The organism is Chelatococcus sp. HY11 (assembly GCF_018398335.1).
Classification (GTDB): Bacteria; Pseudomonadota; Alphaproteobacteria; order Rhizobiales; family Beijerinckiaceae; genus Chelatococcus.
The window spans coordinates 3,665,968-3,681,113 of the sequence record NZ_JAHBRX010000001.1; the positions used below are offsets into that span (position 1 = coordinate 3,665,968).

At 64.4% G+C, this 15,146-nt stretch carries 13 protein-coding genes; 7 read left to right on the forward strand and 6 right to left on the reverse strand.

The window, feature by feature from the left end; all coding sequences use genetic code 11:
• The first annotated feature begins 4 nt into the window (after nt 1–4).
• From KIO74_RS16715 to KIO74_RS16730, 4 genes are all read left to right on the forward strand, one after another.
• Nucleotides 5–2,581 carry an ABC transporter transmembrane domain-containing protein gene (locus KIO74_RS16715; protein WP_213332926.1) on the forward strand — a complete coding sequence of 859 codons (2,577 nt, stop codon included), beginning with the start codon at nt 5–7 and terminating at the stop codon, nt 2,579–2,581.
• A 298-nt stretch (nt 2,582–2,879) separates the two neighbouring features.
• Entirely contained in the window at nt 2,880–3,749 is an 870-nt protein-coding gene (locus KIO74_RS16720; RefSeq protein ID WP_213332927.1) for an MBL fold metallo-hydrolase, read from the forward strand.
• Between the two features lie 150 nt (nt 3,750–3,899).
• Nucleotides 3,900–4,934 carry an MraY family glycosyltransferase gene (locus tag KIO74_RS16725; RefSeq protein ID WP_213332928.1) on the forward strand — a complete coding sequence of 345 codons (1,035 nt, stop codon included), beginning with the start codon at nt 3,900–3,902 and terminating at the stop codon, nt 4,932–4,934.
• A complete protein-coding gene (locus KIO74_RS16730) occupies nt 4,934–5,866 on the forward strand; it encodes an NAD-dependent epimerase/dehydratase family protein (protein ID WP_213332929.1) in 933 nt (310 codons plus the stop codon). Before KIO74_RS16725 ends, KIO74_RS16730 begins: the two co-directional genes overlap by 1 nt.
• On the opposite strand, the gene KIO74_RS16735 is transcribed toward KIO74_RS16730, so the two are convergent.
• Nucleotides 5,775–7,820 carry a nucleoside-diphosphate sugar epimerase/dehydratase gene (locus KIO74_RS16735; protein WP_213332930.1) on the reverse strand — a complete coding sequence of 682 codons (2,046 nt, stop codon included), beginning with the start codon at nt 7,818–7,820 and terminating at the stop codon, nt 5,775–5,777. The two genes, KIO74_RS16730 and KIO74_RS16735, sit on opposite strands and share 92 nt — an antisense overlap.
• Before the next feature lie 306 nt (nt 7,821–8,126).
• Here KIO74_RS16735 and KIO74_RS16740 point away from each other — a divergent pair, with 306 nt between their 5' ends.
• Nucleotides 8,127–9,239, forward strand: a complete 1,113-nt coding sequence (locus KIO74_RS16740) for an OpgC family protein (protein ID WP_213332931.1) — start codon at nt 8,127–8,129, stop codon at nt 9,237–9,239.
• A 15-nt stretch (nt 9,240–9,254) separates the two neighbouring features.
• On the opposite strand, the gene KIO74_RS16745 is transcribed toward KIO74_RS16740, so the two are convergent.
• From KIO74_RS16745 to KIO74_RS16765, 5 genes are all read right to left on the reverse strand, one after another.
• A complete protein-coding gene (locus KIO74_RS16745; RefSeq protein WP_213332932.1) occupies nt 9,255–10,739 on the reverse strand; it encodes a cobyric acid synthase in 1,485 nt (494 codons plus the stop codon).
• A gap of 1 nt (nt 10,740) precedes the next feature.
• On the reverse strand, nt 10,741–11,148 hold the full coding sequence (locus tag KIO74_RS16750; protein ID WP_213332933.1) for a VOC family protein: 408 nt from the start codon (nt 11,146–11,148) through the stop codon (nt 10,741–10,743).
• Nucleotides 11,149–11,231: 83 nt separating this feature from the next.
• Nucleotides 11,232–11,840 (reverse strand): cob(I)yrinic acid a,c-diamide adenosyltransferase, encoded by a 609-nt coding sequence (gene cobO, locus KIO74_RS16755; protein ID WP_213332934.1) that lies wholly within the window; start codon nt 11,838–11,840, stop codon nt 11,232–11,234.
• Between the two features lie 71 nt (nt 11,841–11,911).
• Nucleotides 11,912–12,439, reverse strand: coding sequence for a bifunctional adenosylcobinamide kinase/adenosylcobinamide-phosphate guanylyltransferase (cobU, locus tag KIO74_RS16760; RefSeq protein WP_213332935.1), 528 nt, complete (start codon nt 12,437–12,439; stop codon nt 11,912–11,914).
• A gap of 169 nt (nt 12,440–12,608) precedes the next feature.
• On the reverse strand, nt 12,609–12,833 hold the full coding sequence (locus KIO74_RS16765) for a hypothetical protein (protein WP_213332936.1): 225 nt from the start codon (nt 12,831–12,833) through the stop codon (nt 12,609–12,611).
• On the opposite strand from KIO74_RS16765, the gene KIO74_RS16770 reads away from it, so the two are divergent.
• Both KIO74_RS16770 and KIO74_RS16775 read left to right on the forward strand, forming a co-directional pair.
• The gene (locus KIO74_RS16770; RefSeq protein WP_213332937.1) at nt 12,823–13,971 is read left to right on the forward strand and encodes an aminotransferase; all 1,149 of its coding nucleotides are present in this window, start codon (nt 12,823–12,825) and stop codon (nt 13,969–13,971) included. The genes KIO74_RS16765 and KIO74_RS16770 overlap by 11 nt on opposite strands.
• A 67-nt stretch (nt 13,972–14,038) precedes the next feature.
• Complete coding sequence (locus KIO74_RS16775) at nt 14,039–15,136, forward strand: polyamine ABC transporter substrate-binding protein (protein WP_213332938.1); 1,098 nt, start codon at nt 14,039–14,041, stop codon at nt 15,134–15,136.
• Nucleotides 15,137–15,146: the final 10 nt, after the last annotated feature.

Below are 15,146 nucleotides of genomic sequence, written 5' to 3' on the forward strand. Positions count from 1 at the left end.
TCTTATGGAACGCAATCCGATCCGATATGTCTGGGCTCGCAGCCGGGGCGTTCATTGTCTGGCCTTTCTCATCATCGCCGCGCTGTTGCCGGTGGTTTGGCTGCTGTTGCTGGTGCCACGCGAACTTGTCGACATGGTATTCCTCGGCGATGCGGGCGCTGATGGACAGGTCAACGCTTTCCTGCGGCTCGCCATACCCTTGTCCTGGCATTTCGGTGGCGAGCGGGTGCTTTTCTCCGGCTTTCCGTTGAGCCGGGACCAGGCGTTCACGGTGGGGCTGATGGTTGTTGCCCTCCTTGTCCTGCTGAGGGCCGTGCTCAGGGTGTCCATCCGGCTGATCAGCGCGCGCCTCGGGCCTAGTCTCGCCGATGATCTCAGGCTCCTTCTCTTCCGGCATCTGGTGGCGGAACGTACCACCAGCGACGCCGTGGAGAACGCGATCACCTCGCTCGGCCATCGGGTCGCGGCGGTTACGCCTTTCCTCGGCCGGGCCTTGGCGGCGCCTGCGCTGTTTCTCGCCGAGGGCGTCATCGTCGTCCTGTTCGTCTTCACGCTGAATCTGTGGCTTGGCCTTGCCTTGATGGTGGCGGCCATGCTCGACGCGATGCTTGTTCCGGCCCGCGAGGCGGAAAGGGACACGATGTTGAGGCGGACGACGGCGGGTGAAACCGAGGCGATCCAGATGGGGCGCCATGCGGTTGAGCGCCTTCCGGCCATCCGGGTGCATGGCACGGCCGACGGCGAGGCCAGCCATTTCGCCGAGCGCCTGGCCAATGTCGCTAACAAGAACCGCCCGCCGCTCGGCCAGCTCACCGTGCTCGGCATCGCCCTGCGCATGGTGCGCGACGGCATGCCGGTGCTGATGCTTATCGTCGGCGGTTGGCTGATGATGCAGGGCAAGCTGACGCCGGGCGGCCTGCTGGCCGCCGTGAGCGCGGCTTTCCTGCTCATCCGCCCCGTCGAGGCCATGGCGCTCTGGACGCGCGAGCGGCATGCGGCGACGCAGCTCTTCGACGAGATCGCGCGTTCGATCGGCGATCTCAAGGCCCGCGCCCGGCGTTTCTCCGACACGGATCTGCCGGAACACTGGAGCCAGCTCCGTATTGAGCGGGCATCGATCTTCGATCCGGTGACCAGCCATCGGCTCTCTGCGGTCGACATCGACATTCCCCTGCCGACGCGCACGGCGCTGGTGACCGATGACGAGGGCGGCGGACATATCATCGCGGCGGCGCTCGGTGGCGCGCTCGAGCCGTCCTCGGGCGAGATCAAGCTGGACGGCATCAATCTTCTGAATGTGCCGGCGGCTCGCCGCGCCCGGCGCGTCGCGCTGGCAGGCCATACGCCCATCATTCTCGACGGCACCTTGCGCCAGAATATTCTCTATGGAGCCTCCGATCCTGCCGGAGGGGACATCGACGCGGTCCTCTGCGATGTCATGCGCACGGCCGGCATCGATGACGAAGCCTATGCGCTCGGCCTCTCCACGAGCGTCAGCAGCCAGACGGCGCCCCGTCTGGCGGAACAGGTGGTGGATGTCCGCCGGGCCATTCGGGCGGAGCTCAGCGCCAACGGGCTCGGCGAGTTGGTCGATCCCTTCGAGCCCAATCGCTACAACCGCTACGGAACCGTTGCCGAGAACATTCTGAATGGCGTCCCTGTCGGGGATACGTTCCGGGAGGCGCATCTCGCCTCCAATCCCTTCCTGCGGGCCGTGTTCGAAGCCGAGGACCTGACGCGGCCGCTCGCGGAGATGGGGTTCGCCATTGCCTCCAGTCTCGTCGAGATCTTCGACGGCGTGCCGGATGGGCATCCACTTTTCCAGCGTTTCGCCTTCTTCAGCGCCGCCGAGCGTGGCCTCTGCGCAGACATGGTGGCGCGCCGGTCGGAGCGCCGGCGGTCCGCCGAGACCGGGCGCGACCGCGACCGACAGATCGCGCTGGCGCTTCGCTATTGCGAGACGCGGCATCGTCTCGGCGTTCTCGATGAGGCGATGGAAAAACGCCTCGTTGCAGCACGCCATACATTTGCGCGGTTGCTCCCGCCGAGCCTGAGGCCAGCGATCTCCTTTTACGAAGCGGATGCCATCTGCGCCGCCGCCTCGCTCAGCGACAATCTGCTCTTCGGGCGTATCGCCTATGACGTGGCCGGTGCCGAGGACAAGGTCCACGCGACCGCGCGGCGCGTTCTCAGCAATCTCGGCCTGGATGAGGATGTGCTGCGTCTCGGGCTTTCCGCGCATGTCAGCCACGGCGCCGAAAGGCTTCAGCACCTCAACATCGCGCTGATCGATCTGGCACGCTGTTTGGTGCGCCAGCCGGATCTTCTTGTTCTTGACCGGGTGTTCGATGGTCTCTCCATCGCCGAGATCTCCGCCTTGATGAAGCGATTGGACGTGTTCATGGCTGACGGCAGCCTTATCGCCGTCGTGCCTTCCACCTTCGATCTAGGCGCGTTCTCCCGGATCATCCGCTTCGAGGGCGACCATGTCCTGGTTACGCAGGCTGATACGGAGCCCGCCGCTACAACGGAGCCCGTTACCGTGGGCGGCGGCAATGCGGCGATTTCAGCGCAATCATGATGCATTCCGTGTGCGTTTGCACACGGTCCGATCCAGGAGTCTGGAATTTCACGCCAATTTGGCGGTATCGGCGGCGCGTAACCCCAGATGGCGTGGATTTTCGCATCCTCCACCACCATATTCGGTGCTGGAAGCCGCTGCCGATGTGAGAAAGGCAGTTGCCACGTCGCGATGTTCATGGTGCTGATAAGGCTGAACGGGATCGCGGGATGGATAGAACTGTGGCAATTGTGGCGAAACATCCTTCTGTGTGTGTTAGCGCACGGAATTTGCGGCGTTTTTGAGGTAACGGTAGCCGATGTGCGCCTATCCTGCTCCAGCCGATGATGCGCTCCTGGTCAAGTTTTGGGGCGTTCGCGGTTCGATTCCGGTCTGCGGAACAGATCACGTCATTTTTGGCGGCCATACGCCTTGTGTCGAGATTCGATGCGGCGGCCAGCTTTTCATCATTGATGCCGGTACGGGAATCACCAACCTCGGCCTGGCCATCAAGGAGACGGCGCCGGCGCAGATCGAGATTCTGCTGAGCCATCTTCATCTCGATCATGTGATGGGCTTGCCCTTCTTCAAGCCCGCCCTTTATCCTGACAAGACGATCCGGTTGTCCTGCGGCAACCTCGATGGGCAAACGGCCGAAAAGCCTTTGGAGCGGTTGTTTGCGCCGCCGATTTTCCCGGTAACGCTCGCGCAGCTGCCCGCGAAATTCGTCTACAACGGTTTCAGGGCCGGTGAGACGCTGTCATTCGGCCCCCATAGCGTGCGGACCTGTCCGTTGGACCATCCGTCCGGCGCGACCGCCTATCGTTTTGACTATGGTGGCCGCAGCGTGTGCTATGTCAGCGACGTCGAACATGGCGAGAACTGGCCGCCCGAGAATCTCATCGAATTCGTCCTGGATGCGGACCTCGTCATCTATGACGCCATGTTCTGCGAAAACGAATACAGCCATTGCCGTGGGTGGGGGCATTCCACGATTAGCGCGGGGGTCGAGCTTTGCCGTCGCGGTCATGTAAAGCAGCTCGCTGCTTTCCATATGCACCCGATGCATAATGATGCCTTCCTGCTCGACATGGAGGCCGACCTCGCCAAGGCTATGCCGGGATCATTCGTGGCCCGTCAGGGACAGTCTCTCGTCTTCGCCCCCGTGGCGATGGAAGTCCCGGCCTGACGCAGCCGCGCCTGTCACCGTCTGCTCCCTTGATATACGCGATATCAGCATCGCCTGCGGAAAGGCGGTGCTGGTCTCTTGCCCCCGGAAATCCGGCCGCTATTGTCCGGCCGGTAATTCTCCATCGTCGCGGGCAGGGACTGGCGAGGCATGACGGCATCTCTTCTGGCAGGCGTCGCCAGTGTCGGGCTCATCGCGGCGGGGCTTTCGGCCGCCCTTGTTCTTCTCCTCTTCCCGCTCATGCAGCGCTACGCGCTAGCCCGTCCGAACGCCCGTTCCAGCCACCGCGTGCCGACGCCGCAAGGCGGCGGCATCGCGGTGTTGGCGGCCATGCTGGTGACTGCGTGCGCGGGCATTTCAGTTCTCGCGCCGGGCGCGATCTCCGCTTTCATCCCGGTCGCGATGGCCGCCGTCGTTCTGGCTGTCATTGGCGCCTTCGATGATATCCGGCCGTTGCCCGTGCTGCCGCGTCTCCTGTTCCAGTTCGGCGCGGTTGCCCTCGGCGTCGCGGCGGCGGGGGAGATCCGGCTCTTTCCTGCCCTTCTGCCGGCTCCTGTGGAATTCGCCCTCGTCGTTCTGGCAGGCGTCTGGTTCGTCAACCTCGTCAATTTCATGGACGGGCTGGACTGGATCACGGTGGCTGAAGTCGCGCCGGTCACGGCGGCGCTGGCGCTGTTCGCGCTGCTCGGCGCACTCCCCGGCGACGCGGGGCTCGTGGCGATAGGGCTCTGCGGGGCGATGCTTGGCTTCGCGCCCTTCAACAGGCCCGTGGCCCGGCTCTTCCTGGGTGATGTCGGCTCGCTCCCCATTGGCCTGATCCTGGGCTTCCTTCTCTATCGCCTCGCGGGGGAAGGGCATCTCACTGCGGCGCTCCTTCTGCCGCTCTACTATCTCGCGGACGCGACCTTGACGCTTCTGATGCGTCTGAGGCGCGGCGAGAAGGTCTGGCAGGCCCATCGCAGCCATTTCTACCAGCGTGCCACCGACAATGGCTTCACGGTGATGGAAGTCGTCGGAACGGTCTTCGCGCTCAATCTGGTGCTGGCCGGGCTTGCGACGTCGGCTGTGCTCGCAGAGGGAGTTCTCGTTCCCTGCGGGCTGCTGATGGCCGGCATCATCGCGGTTGCCATCGTGCTCGCACGTTTCGCCCGGCCGCGTCCGGCGGTCGCGGCGGGGAGAAGCTGATGGCGCAGCGGGTTCTCCTGACCGGCGCGACGGGTTTCGTCGGCCGCCATCTCACCGCTGATCTGATGCGCGCCGGTATGATCGTGCGGGCGGCCACGCGCCAACAGAGCAGCCTGCCGGCAGGGGTCGAGCAGGTGGTCGTGGGCGATCTCGATGGTCCGGTTGACTGGAGCGAGGCGCTTGCTGGCGTGGACGCGGTTGTTCATGCCGCGGGCATCGCCCATGCCGGGCCGGGCATCGCCGAGGATCGCTATCATCGTGTGAATACGGCGGCGACGGTGGCGTTGGCGGAAGCGGCGGGGCCCCTGCGACGTTTCGTCTTCATCTCGTCCATCCGCGCCCAGAGCGGCCCGACGGCGGCGCGCATTCTGACGGAAGCTGACGCGCCTCGTCCCGAGGACGCCTACGGCCGCTCAAAACTCGCCGCGGAGAAAGCGTTGGCCGATCTCAATGGGGACTGGGTCGCGCTCAGACCGGTGCTGGTCTATGGTCAAGGGGTGGGCGGGAATATGGGCGCCCTGCTGCGGCTGGCGCGCCTTCCCTTCCCCCTCCCGTTGAAAGGCCTCACGGGACGGCGGTCCCTTCTGGCGGTCGAGACGCTCGCGGGGGCTGTGCGCCACTGTCTCGCAATGGAGGAGGCGCCGAGGCGCGCCTTCATCGTCGCTGATCCGCAGCCGGTGACGGTGGGAGAGATCGTGGCAGCGCTCCGGGAAGGGATGGGCAGGCGACCGGGCCTTTTCACGGTGCCGGAGGGCGTTTTCCGGTCGCTCTGCGCGCTGTCTGGGCGCACCGCGGCCTGGGAACGCCTGGCGGGCTCGCTGGAAGTCGACGCGGCCGCGCTCAGGCGATCCGGCTTTGCGCCGGAACTGCAGACCCGACCACAGCTGCGTCTTTTATCGGCGGGGTCTTGCGCGCGGCGAACTCAGGGATAGCATCCTCGAGGATGGCTTCCGCGGCCAGCCGGTCACCGCTGGTGATCGCCTCCGCGAGCGCGGCAAGGCGCGCGGCGAGATAACGCCGGTCAGCAAACAGCGGTTTGGCGGCCATGACGCCGTCTATGCCGGTTTCCGCCATGGGTTCCTGCTGGCTGAACAAAATCTCGTGCAGCCTTTCGCCCGGCCGGATCCCGGTCTCGACGATGTCGATATCCGCCCCCGGCTCGAAACCGGCCAGACGGATCATGCGTTCGGCGAGCGCGTAGATGCGAACGGGCTGGCCCATCTTCAGCACATAGACGGAGGCCTGCTCACGCGGCGCGGTGTTATCCGTGCTCGCATTGGCCACGACCTCGCCTGCCACGCGCCCCTCGCCATCGGCGTGGGAGGCGGCCGTGATGACGAGGTCCACGGCCTCGCGCACGGTCATGAAGTAGCGCACCATGTCACGATGCGTGACCGTCACCGGGCCACCGCGCGCGATCTGCGCCTTGAACTTCGGCACAACCGAGCCATTCGAGCCGAGCACATTGCCGAAGCGCACAGCGATGAGACGCGTCCCGCCGTCCTGATGGCCGCGTCCGCCATCGGCGCCTGCCATCTCCGCATCGAGGGCCTGGGCATACATCTCGGCGAAACGTTTGGTGGCGCCGAGCATCGACACCGGCTCGATCGCCTTGTCGGTGGAGATCATCACCATGGCCTTGGCACCGGCGGCGACTGCGGCGTCAGCCACGTTGACGGAGCCGAAGACATTGGTGCGGATACCCTCACCCCAGTCCTGCTCAAGATAGGGCACATGTTTCAAGGCGGCCGCATGGAAGACGATGTCCGGGTTGAACCGGGCGAAGAGCGTGTCCATGCGCATGCGGTCGCGCACGTCGGCGATCGCGCCTTCCACTTTCGTCTCGGTACCCAGATTGGCCAACGCTTCCGTGATCTGGTGGAGGGCGGGCTCGGAATTCTCGATGACGAGAATGTCAGACGCGCCAAAAGCGGCCGAACGCAGGCAAAGTTCGCTGCCGATGGAGCCGCCGCCGCCGGTGACGACGATACGCCGGCCGCGCACAAAGCGGGCGAGCCGGGCACGATCGATCTCGACCGTCGGTCGCAGCAGGAGATCCTCGATTTCCACGGGCTGGAGCGCCGCGGCGCTCATGCCCTCCTCGACATCCTGCATGCGTGACAGCGGCAGTCCGAGCCGCCGGGCGCGCAACAGAAGGTCACTGCCCTCGGTGTCGCTGCCATGCTCACCGGTGAGGGCATTCTGTGTCAGGACGAGCCGGCGGATGGATACTCCGCGTTCCTGGGCCTCCGCGACCACCTGTTCGAGATCCGCGAAGCTGCCGAGCACGGGGACGCCGCGGATGGCCTGGCCGAGATCGCCCTGGCGGGGCGAGAGGATGCCCTCAGCGGAAATCTTACGGAAAGCCCCGGATTCGATGGCGCGAAGCAGTGCCTCGATGTCCGTGCCGCGACCCAACAGAAGTGCGGGATGGGCGCCATCCTTCGCGTGGGTCTTGGCCTGTTCGTATTTTATATAACGATAGGCGAGGCGCGGGCCGCCCAGCAGCGCGACCTGCAGCAGCCAATAGAGCGCGATGGTGATCTTGCCGAAAAAGAAGAAGCCATAGAACGTCGACGAGGCCAGCACGTAGTCCACGACCAGCAGGGTGAGCGCCAGAACCGTCGAGGCGCGAACGATGTTCGACAGGTCGGGTAACGACGCGAAGCGCCACTTCGATTTGTAGAGCGAGAACAGCCAGTAGATCGCGCCGGCGTAAATCAGGAAGACCGGCAGTATCGTCGGCAGCAGGTCGAGCCGCGTGGCAAGACGCCCCCCTTCGAAACGGATGATGAAGGCAAGGGTGACGGCGAGCGCCGTCGCGACGAGATCGTGGATCACGATCAACGTCTTCTTGAGGGAAGGGATGAGATCAAGCCGGGCCATGGGTCGTGCGGGATATCCGCTCACATCACGCTTTTGTCAATGTTGGAAGCGCCGGGGACGGCGTTGTTGGCCAAGCATCGCGTGCAAGAACGACCTTATTGAGTCCATTCACTTTTTCTCGCCTTTCCATGGCCAGATTCTTGAGTCTAAAGGTCCAGCTGAAGCGCGCCGATCGATTCGACGGCGGGAACCAAACTGAACTGGAAATATTTCAATAGGTGATCTGCGTCCCGCGCCACATGACGCGCGTAACTTGCCAAGGCGAAGCTGGGCGTTCGTTAACCTATTGTTAAAGTGGACATGGTGATGAGCGGATCGAAGCGGATCGACGGCATTGATTTCTGGCGAGGCATCGTTCTCGCGATGATTTTCATCAATCATGTGCCCGGCAACGGCTTTGAAATTATGACCCACCGCCATGTGGGCTTCAGCGATTCCGCCGAGGCCTTCGTTTTCCTGGCTGGCGTTTCGGTGGCGCTCGCCTATGGCGGCCGTTTTCTCGGCAGCCAGACGTGGCGTGGCTTTCGTTCGCTCATGAGCCGCGCCGTGACCCTCTATGGCGTGCAGATCGCCATGTCCTTCGCGGCGATTGCCATCTTTGCCGTCGGCGCGCTTGTTTTCGATGATGACACCATCATGCACGAGCATGGGCGGGATCTTTTCCTGTCGAACCCGATGCGCGCCGTTGTCGCCGTAACAGGCCTCAGCCATCAGCTCGGCTATTTCAACATCCTGCCGATGTATATCGTTTTCCTGCTTTGGGCGCCGGCTCTGCTTCTGCTGGCGCGCATCGATGATCGCCTGATGCTGGGGCTCTCGGCGCTGATCTATCTCTTCGCCCGTGAATATGGCTGGAACTTTCCAACCTGGCCAGTCGAGGGGGGATGGTTCTTCAATCCCTTCACGTGGCAGTTCCTGTTCGCGACGGGAGTGTTCATCGGGCTGCGCCTGCGCGAGACGGGGGAAATCGGCTTCGACCGCCGCCTCTTCATGGCGAGTGTCGTCATCCTGGCCGTTTCGGCTTTCGTGGTCACCAAGGCCTTTGGCTTCCTGCCGCTTTTGCCGGAGCAGCTCAACAGCATTGTCGACATGAGCAAGACCAATCTGGCGCCGATCCGGATGATCCACTTCCTGGCGCTTGCCTACGTGCTCTATCACTCCGGCCTGACGTTGATGGCCAAGAGCGGCAATCTGTTCGCGCCGCTCTGCGTGATCGGTCGTCAGAGCCTGCCGGTCTTTGCCGCCGGCTCTATCCTCAGCGCGATCGGCCAGATCGTGATCGGGATGCGGAACACCGGCTTCATCGACGATCTTCTGTTCATCGGTGGGGGATTGCTCCTCCTCTACGCCATTGCGCTTTATCTCAGCGACCGCCGCGATGTGGCGACGGGCGAGCCGCCGAAGGCAAAGATGGCCTGATCCCGCGATCGCGGATCAAACGCGGCTGCGGGCGATCGACAGCAGGGTCGCGGTGTCGAGATGGCGCGCCATATGCGAAGCGAGCTTATCGAGCGTGTCCTCTATCGTCGCGTCATAGGCCAGCCCCGTCTCACCGGGGCCATCCGCTAACGTGCCCGCGAGCCAGCCCAGAAAAGCGCGGCGGAAGGCATCCGCCGTGAACAGGCCGTGCAGATAGGTGCCTAACACCCGGCCGTTCGGCGAGCGGGCGCCTTCAGGCCGCCCGTCGATCTGGAAAAGAGGGCGGGCGCAATCCGCGCCGTTGCTGCGGCCGAGGTGGATTTCATAGGCCTCGATGGGTGCGGCGGGGGCCAGGGCCAGTGCCTTCACGGGCCGGACCGTCTTGTCTCCCGCCAGCACCGTGTCGATGGCGAGATGCCCAAGACCGTCGGCCGTGCCGGGCGGGCCTTCGAGGCCGTCGGGGTCGGCGATCGTCCGCCCCAGCATCTGGTAGCCGCCACAGAGGCCGAGGACGGCCCCGCCGCGCCGGATGTGGGCCGCGAGGTCGATGTGCCAGCCCTCCTCGCGGAACACGGCGAGGTCGGCGATCGTCGCCTTCGAGCCCGGCAGGATGATGAGATCCGCATCTCCGGGCAGGGCCTGCCCGCGCTCGACGAAGGTCAGTGCCACGGAGGGTTCGAGCCGGAGCGGGTCGAGATCGTCGAAATTGGCGATGCGGGGCAGCACCGGGACGGCAATGCGAAGGTTTCCGTCGGGATTCGGCGGGCCACGCCGCAGGTCCATCGCGTCCTCGGCGGGCAGGCGGCCGGCATCCGGAAACCAGGGCAGGATGCCGATGGACCGCCAGCCGGTGCGGGTGGTGATGGTGTCGAGGCCAGCGGCGAACAGGCTGGGGTCTCCGCGGAACTTGTTGATGAGAAAGCCGCGGATCATCGCGCGGTCGTCAGCCTCCAGCACCGCATGGGTGCCGACGAGGCTCGCGATGACACCGCCCCGGTCGATATCGCCCCCCAGAATGACGGGCACGCCGGCCTCGCGGGCAAAGCCCATATTGGCGATGTCGCCGCCACGCAGGTTGGTCTCCGCCGGGCTACCGGCTCCCTCGACGATCACGAGGTCCGCTTCCTCGGCAAGGCGCGTGAAGCTCTCCATGACGAAGGGCATCAGCCGCTCGCGCTTCGACGTGAAATCGCGGGCCTCCAACCGGCCGAAGCGCTGGCCCTGGACGATGAGCTGCGAGCCGCGCTCGCTCTCGGGCTTCAGGAGGATCGGGTTCATATGGACTGATGGCGCCACCCTGGCCGCCCGTGCCTGCAGGGCCTGCGCCCTCCCGATCTCGCCCCCGTCGACCGCGGCGGCGTTGTTCGACATGTTCTGCGGCTTGAACGGACGCACCCTGAGGCCCTGGCCGGCGAAGTACCGGCAGAGGCTGGCGACGAGGAGCGACTTGCCGACATTGGAGCCGGTGCCCTGGATCATGATGGCCGGGGTGGGACGCATATCAGCTTTCAGAGCCCGCGATTTCGTCATAGCCGCGATTGAGGAACTCGATCAGGCAGAACCCGTGGCCGAAAGGATCGGCGCAGATGGCTATCTTGCCCCAGGGGGCGCTTGTTATGCCGCTTTCGAGCGTCGCGCCGGCGGCGATGGCGCGGGCGAGAGCGATCTCGATATCATCGACCGGGACATCGAGATGGATGGGTGTCCAGTGGCGCTCATAACGCCGATGATCGTTGGCGGCGCCGACCGTACCCGGTCCTTTCTCGAGCAGATAGATCGGAACCTGGCCTCCGTCGAGTTCAACGACCGTCTTGCCCAGGCGGCGCCCGGGCGTCAGGCCGAAGGCCGCGGTGTAGAAGGCCACGGCCAGCGTGAGATCCGGCACATCGATATTGACCAGCAACCGCATGGCGATGTCCTTCCGCTTGAACGCCGCAACCCGAACAACGCAACGCGGATTGGCGGCGTCAGGCTTACATCAGAACTCGATGCCTAGAACTCGATGCCTTCCTGCGCGCGCACGCCCGCTTCGAAATGGTGCTTCACCGGCGTCATCTCGGTGACGAGGTCGGCGGCGGCGATGAGTTCTAGCTTGGCGTTGCGACCGGTGACGATCACGTGCAGGTCCGGGCGTCGCGCGCTCAGAGCCTCCACCACCTCGTTAAGCGGAAGATAGTCATAGCGCAGCGCGATGTTGAGCTCATCGAGGACCACAAGGCGAATGGCCGGATCGTCCATGAGTTCCCTGGCCTTCGCCCAGGCGCGGGTCGCGGCGGCGATATCGCGCTCTTTATCCTGCGTTTCCCAGGTGAAGCCCTCGCCCATGCTGTACCAGCGCACCTGGTCTCCGAAGGCCTCCAGCGCCTTGCGCTCGCCGGTCGACCAGGCGCCCTTGATGAACTGCACGACCCCGACCGGCCAGCCATGGCCCAGAGCCCGCAGCATCAATCCGAAGGCGGCCGTCGATTTGCCCTTGCCCTTGCCCGTATGGACGATGAGCAGGCCCTTCTCGATGGTCTTGGAGGCAACCTCCGCGTCCTGGGCGGCCTTGCGCTTGATCATCTTGTCGCGATGGCGCGCGTCGTCAGTGCTCAGGCTCATGATGTCCTCGGGATAACTTGCGGGCGGGATAACTTGCTGGCCGTTTGGATACCGGCGGCCCCGCACCGGATCTATTTCAGTTTCAGGGGAAGGCCGGCGGCGACCATCACCACTTCATCGGCGATGGCCGCGACGCGCTGGTTGATGAGGCCCGCCTGGTCGCGGAAAGCGCGGGCGAGCGCATTGTCCGGCACGATGCCGAGGCCGACCTCGTTGCTGACGATGACGAGGGGGCGGTCGTTGGCCTCCAGGCGCGTGACCAGCCGGTCGCATTCCCCGCTGACGTCGTATTCGGCCAGCATCACATTGGTGAGCCAGAGGGTCAGGCAGTCGATGAGCATCGGGACGCCCGGCGGCGCCTCGTCGAGCACCTCCACGATGTCTATGGGTTCCTCGCGGGTGATCCATCCGCCGCCGCGGCGGTCGCGGTGATGGGCGATGCGTTCGGCCATCTCCTTATCGCGCGGCTCACAGGTGGCGAGGTAAATCCACGGCTGCGGCAGTGATGTGATACGGGCTTCGGCCACGCGGCTCTTGCCAGAGCGGGCTCCGCCGAGGATCAGGGACAGGAAGGGGCGTGGTGCGCTGGCCTGGGACATGCCCATTGGTGTCACGACCCTCGGGGCAATGCAAGGCGTCGGGGGCGTTGCCCAAAAACGGGAACCGGCCCGGCAAGTCCGCAAGGCTGGGAGGGGGCACCGGAGAACGGTCCAGCCATACGGCCCTGCCGAGCCGATGACTCATCCTTCGGCTTCATCGCTTGTGAAGTCAAACAAACCCCAGCCCTGAGCGGCGGACCTGCACCGAAGCCCGGTCCAGGCTGTGCGCTGGCACACCCTGGTATGCGCTGATTGCAATATCCCGCGCGGCCTGTTGCAGGAGATCGACAACGGGGTGTCGCGCCACGCGCATGGCGCGATGAATGCCGTTTCGCCGGCCGGTCGGCGGTGCTAAGGCTGACGCATTGTAGAGGCGCTGCTCCATGAACCGCATTTTCTCCTCCCTGCCCACCACAGTCTTCGAATCCATGTCGCAGCTCGCCCGCGAAACGGGAGCGGTGAACCTCGGGCAGGGCTTTCCCGACGGCGCCGGCCCGGACGACGTTCGTGCCAAGGCGGCGGAAGCCGTGATCTCCGGCTGGAACCAGTATCCGCCGATGATGGGCCTGCCCGAACTCAGGCAGGCGGTCGCCCAGCACTACGCCGATCACCAGGGGCTCGATCTCGGGGCGGATGAGGTGATGGTGACATCAGGCGCCACGGAGGCGATCGCGGGTGCCCTGTTCGCGCTCATCGAGCCGGGTGACGAGGTCGTGCTCTTCGAGCCGATGTATGATGCCTATCTGCCGCTTGTGCGGCGTGCGGGTGGCGTGCCGCGCTTCGTCACCTTGCAGCCCCCGCATTGGCGCCTGACGGAGGAGGCGCTCGCCGCGGCTTTCTCCGACAAGACGAAGGTCGTTCTGTTCAACAATCCGCTCAATCCCTCCGCCGTCGTTTTCCCGGAGGAAGACCTCGCCTTGCTCGCTCGCTTCTGCGTCAAGCATGATGCGATCGCGGTGTGTGACGAGGTGTGGGAACATGTGGTGTTCGACGGGCGCTGTCATCGTCCGCTGATGGCGGAGCCCGGCATGCGCGAGCGCACCGTCAAGATCGGCTCGGCGGGCAAGATCTTTTCGCTGACCGGGTGGAAGGTGGGCTTTGCCTGTGCCGCGCCGGACATCCTCAAGGTGCTCGCCAAGGCGCACCAGTTCCTGACCTTTACCACGGCGCCGAACTTGCAGGCGGCCGTCGCCTATGGCCTCGGCAAGGCCGACGACTATTTCACCGGCATGCGGGCGGATTTCCAGCGCAGCCGCGATCGTTTCAGCCATGGCCTCAAGGAGCGCGGCTTCACCGTGCTGCCGAGCCACGGCACCTATTTTCTCAACGTGGACATCGCGCCGCTCGGTGAGAGGGATGACGTCGATTTCTGCAAGCGCCTCGTGACGGAACGCGGCGTGGCCGCGATCCCCGTTTCAGCCTTCTATGCCGAAGGGGCTGTGCGCACCGTGGCGCGCTTCTGCTTCGCCAAGACGGACGCGACTCTCGACCGCGCCCTCGCGCAGTTGGAAGGGCTTGTGCAGAGCCGTTGAACTGCCTCACATTGTCTGGCAACACTCCAGCAAGACGAAAACGCACTCCAGCTTGGGAACAGCCGGCATGATCCGTTCTCTGATGCTCCGCTCCTTGGTGTCGATCGCCGCGCTGGCCGCGGCCGGGGTCGCCTTGGCGCAGGACAAGACAGTCAACGTCTATAACTGGTCGGACTACATCGATCCTACCGTGCTCGAGGAGTTCACGAAGGAAACGGGGATCAAGGTCGTCTACGATACCTACGACAACAACGAGATCGTCGAGACGAAGCTGCTTGCCGGCAAATCCGGCTACGACATCGTCGTGCCGTCTGGACCGTTCCTGCAGCGCGAGATCAAGGCCAAGGTCTTCCAACCGCTCGACAAGGCGAAGATTCCCAATCTCGTCAACATGTGGCCGGACGTGGCCAAGAAGCTCACCGTCTTCGACCCCGGCAATGTCTATGCCGTCAATTACATGTGGGGCACCACGGGCATCGGCCTGAACGTCGACAAGGTGAAGGAGCGGCTTGGCGATGTGCCGCTGAATACCTGGGATCTCGTGCTGAAGCCTGAAGTCGCGGCGAAACTCAAGGATTGCGGCATCTATATGCTGGATTCGCCCGAGGACCTCTTCCCCGGCGTCCTGAACTATGTCGGCCTCAATCCCGATTCGAAGGACTCGAAGGATCTCAACAAGGCGACCGATGCGCTCATGAAAGTGCGTGGCAACATCCGCAAGTTCCATTCCTCCGAATATATCAACGCGCTCGCCAACGGCGACATCTGCGTGGCGGTCGGGTATTCCGGCGATATCGTGCAGGCCAAGACCCGCGCGGAAGAGGCCAAGAACGGCGTCAACATCGGCTATGTCATTCCGAAGGAAGGCGCGCTGATGTGGTTCGATTCCATGGCTATCCCGGCCGATGCCAAGAACGTCGCGGAGGCGCATGCCTTCATCGATTTCATGAACCGGCCCGAGATCGCGGCGCGCAACGCCAATGCCGTGCACTACGCCAGCGGCAACCTGGCCGCGAAGAAGGATGTCGATCCCGCGATCCTGAACGATCCGGGCATCTATCCGGATGAGCAGACCATGTCGCGCCTGTTCACGAACACCGCCTATAACGAGCAGGCCCAGCGCACCGCGACGCGCCTGTGGACCCGCATCAAAACGGGACGCTAAGGCCCGCGCC

Bases quoted from the DNA above. Each gene is read 5' to 3' on its own strand.
- cobU (WP_213332935.1), bottom strand. From the start codon at position 12,439: ATGTCCCAGGCCAGCGCACCACGCCCCTTCCTGTCCCTGATCCTCGGC.
- KIO74_RS16775 (WP_213332938.1), top strand. From the start codon at position 14,039: ATGATCCGTTCTCTGATGCTCCGCTCCTTGGTGTCGATCGCCGCGCTG.
- KIO74_RS16765 (WP_213332936.1), bottom strand. From the start codon at position 12,833: ATGCGGTTCATGGAGCAGCGCCTCTACAATGCGTCAGCCTTAGCACCG.
- KIO74_RS16725 (WP_213332928.1), top strand. From the start codon at position 3,900: ATGACGGCATCTCTTCTGGCAGGCGTCGCCAGTGTCGGGCTCATCGCG.
- KIO74_RS16745 (WP_213332932.1), bottom strand. From the start codon at position 10,739: ATGCGTCCCACCCCGGCCATCATGATCCAGGGCACCGGCTCCAATGTC.
- KIO74_RS16740 (WP_213332931.1), top strand. From the start codon at position 8,127: ATGAGCGGATCGAAGCGGATCGACGGCATTGATTTCTGGCGAGGCATC.
- KIO74_RS16730 (WP_213332929.1), top strand. From the start codon at position 4,934: ATGGCGCAGCGGGTTCTCCTGACCGGCGCGACGGGTTTCGTCGGCCGC.
- KIO74_RS16735 (WP_213332930.1), bottom strand. From the start codon at position 7,820: ATGGCCCGGCTTGATCTCATCCCTTCCCTCAAGAAGACGTTGATCGTG.
- KIO74_RS16750 (WP_213332933.1), bottom strand. From the start codon at position 11,148: ATGCGGTTGCTGGTCAATATCGATGTGCCGGATCTCACGCTGGCCGTG.
- KIO74_RS16770 (WP_213332937.1), top strand. From the start codon at position 12,823: ATGAACCGCATTTTCTCCTCCCTGCCCACCACAGTCTTCGAATCCATG.
- KIO74_RS16715 (WP_213332926.1), top strand. From the start codon at position 5: ATGGAACGCAATCCGATCCGATATGTCTGGGCTCGCAGCCGGGGCGTT.
- KIO74_RS16720 (WP_213332927.1), top strand. From the start codon at position 2,880: ATGTGCGCCTATCCTGCTCCAGCCGATGATGCGCTCCTGGTCAAGTTT.
- cobO (WP_213332934.1), bottom strand. From the start codon at position 11,840: ATGAGCCTGAGCACTGACGACGCGCGCCATCGCGACAAGATGATCAAG.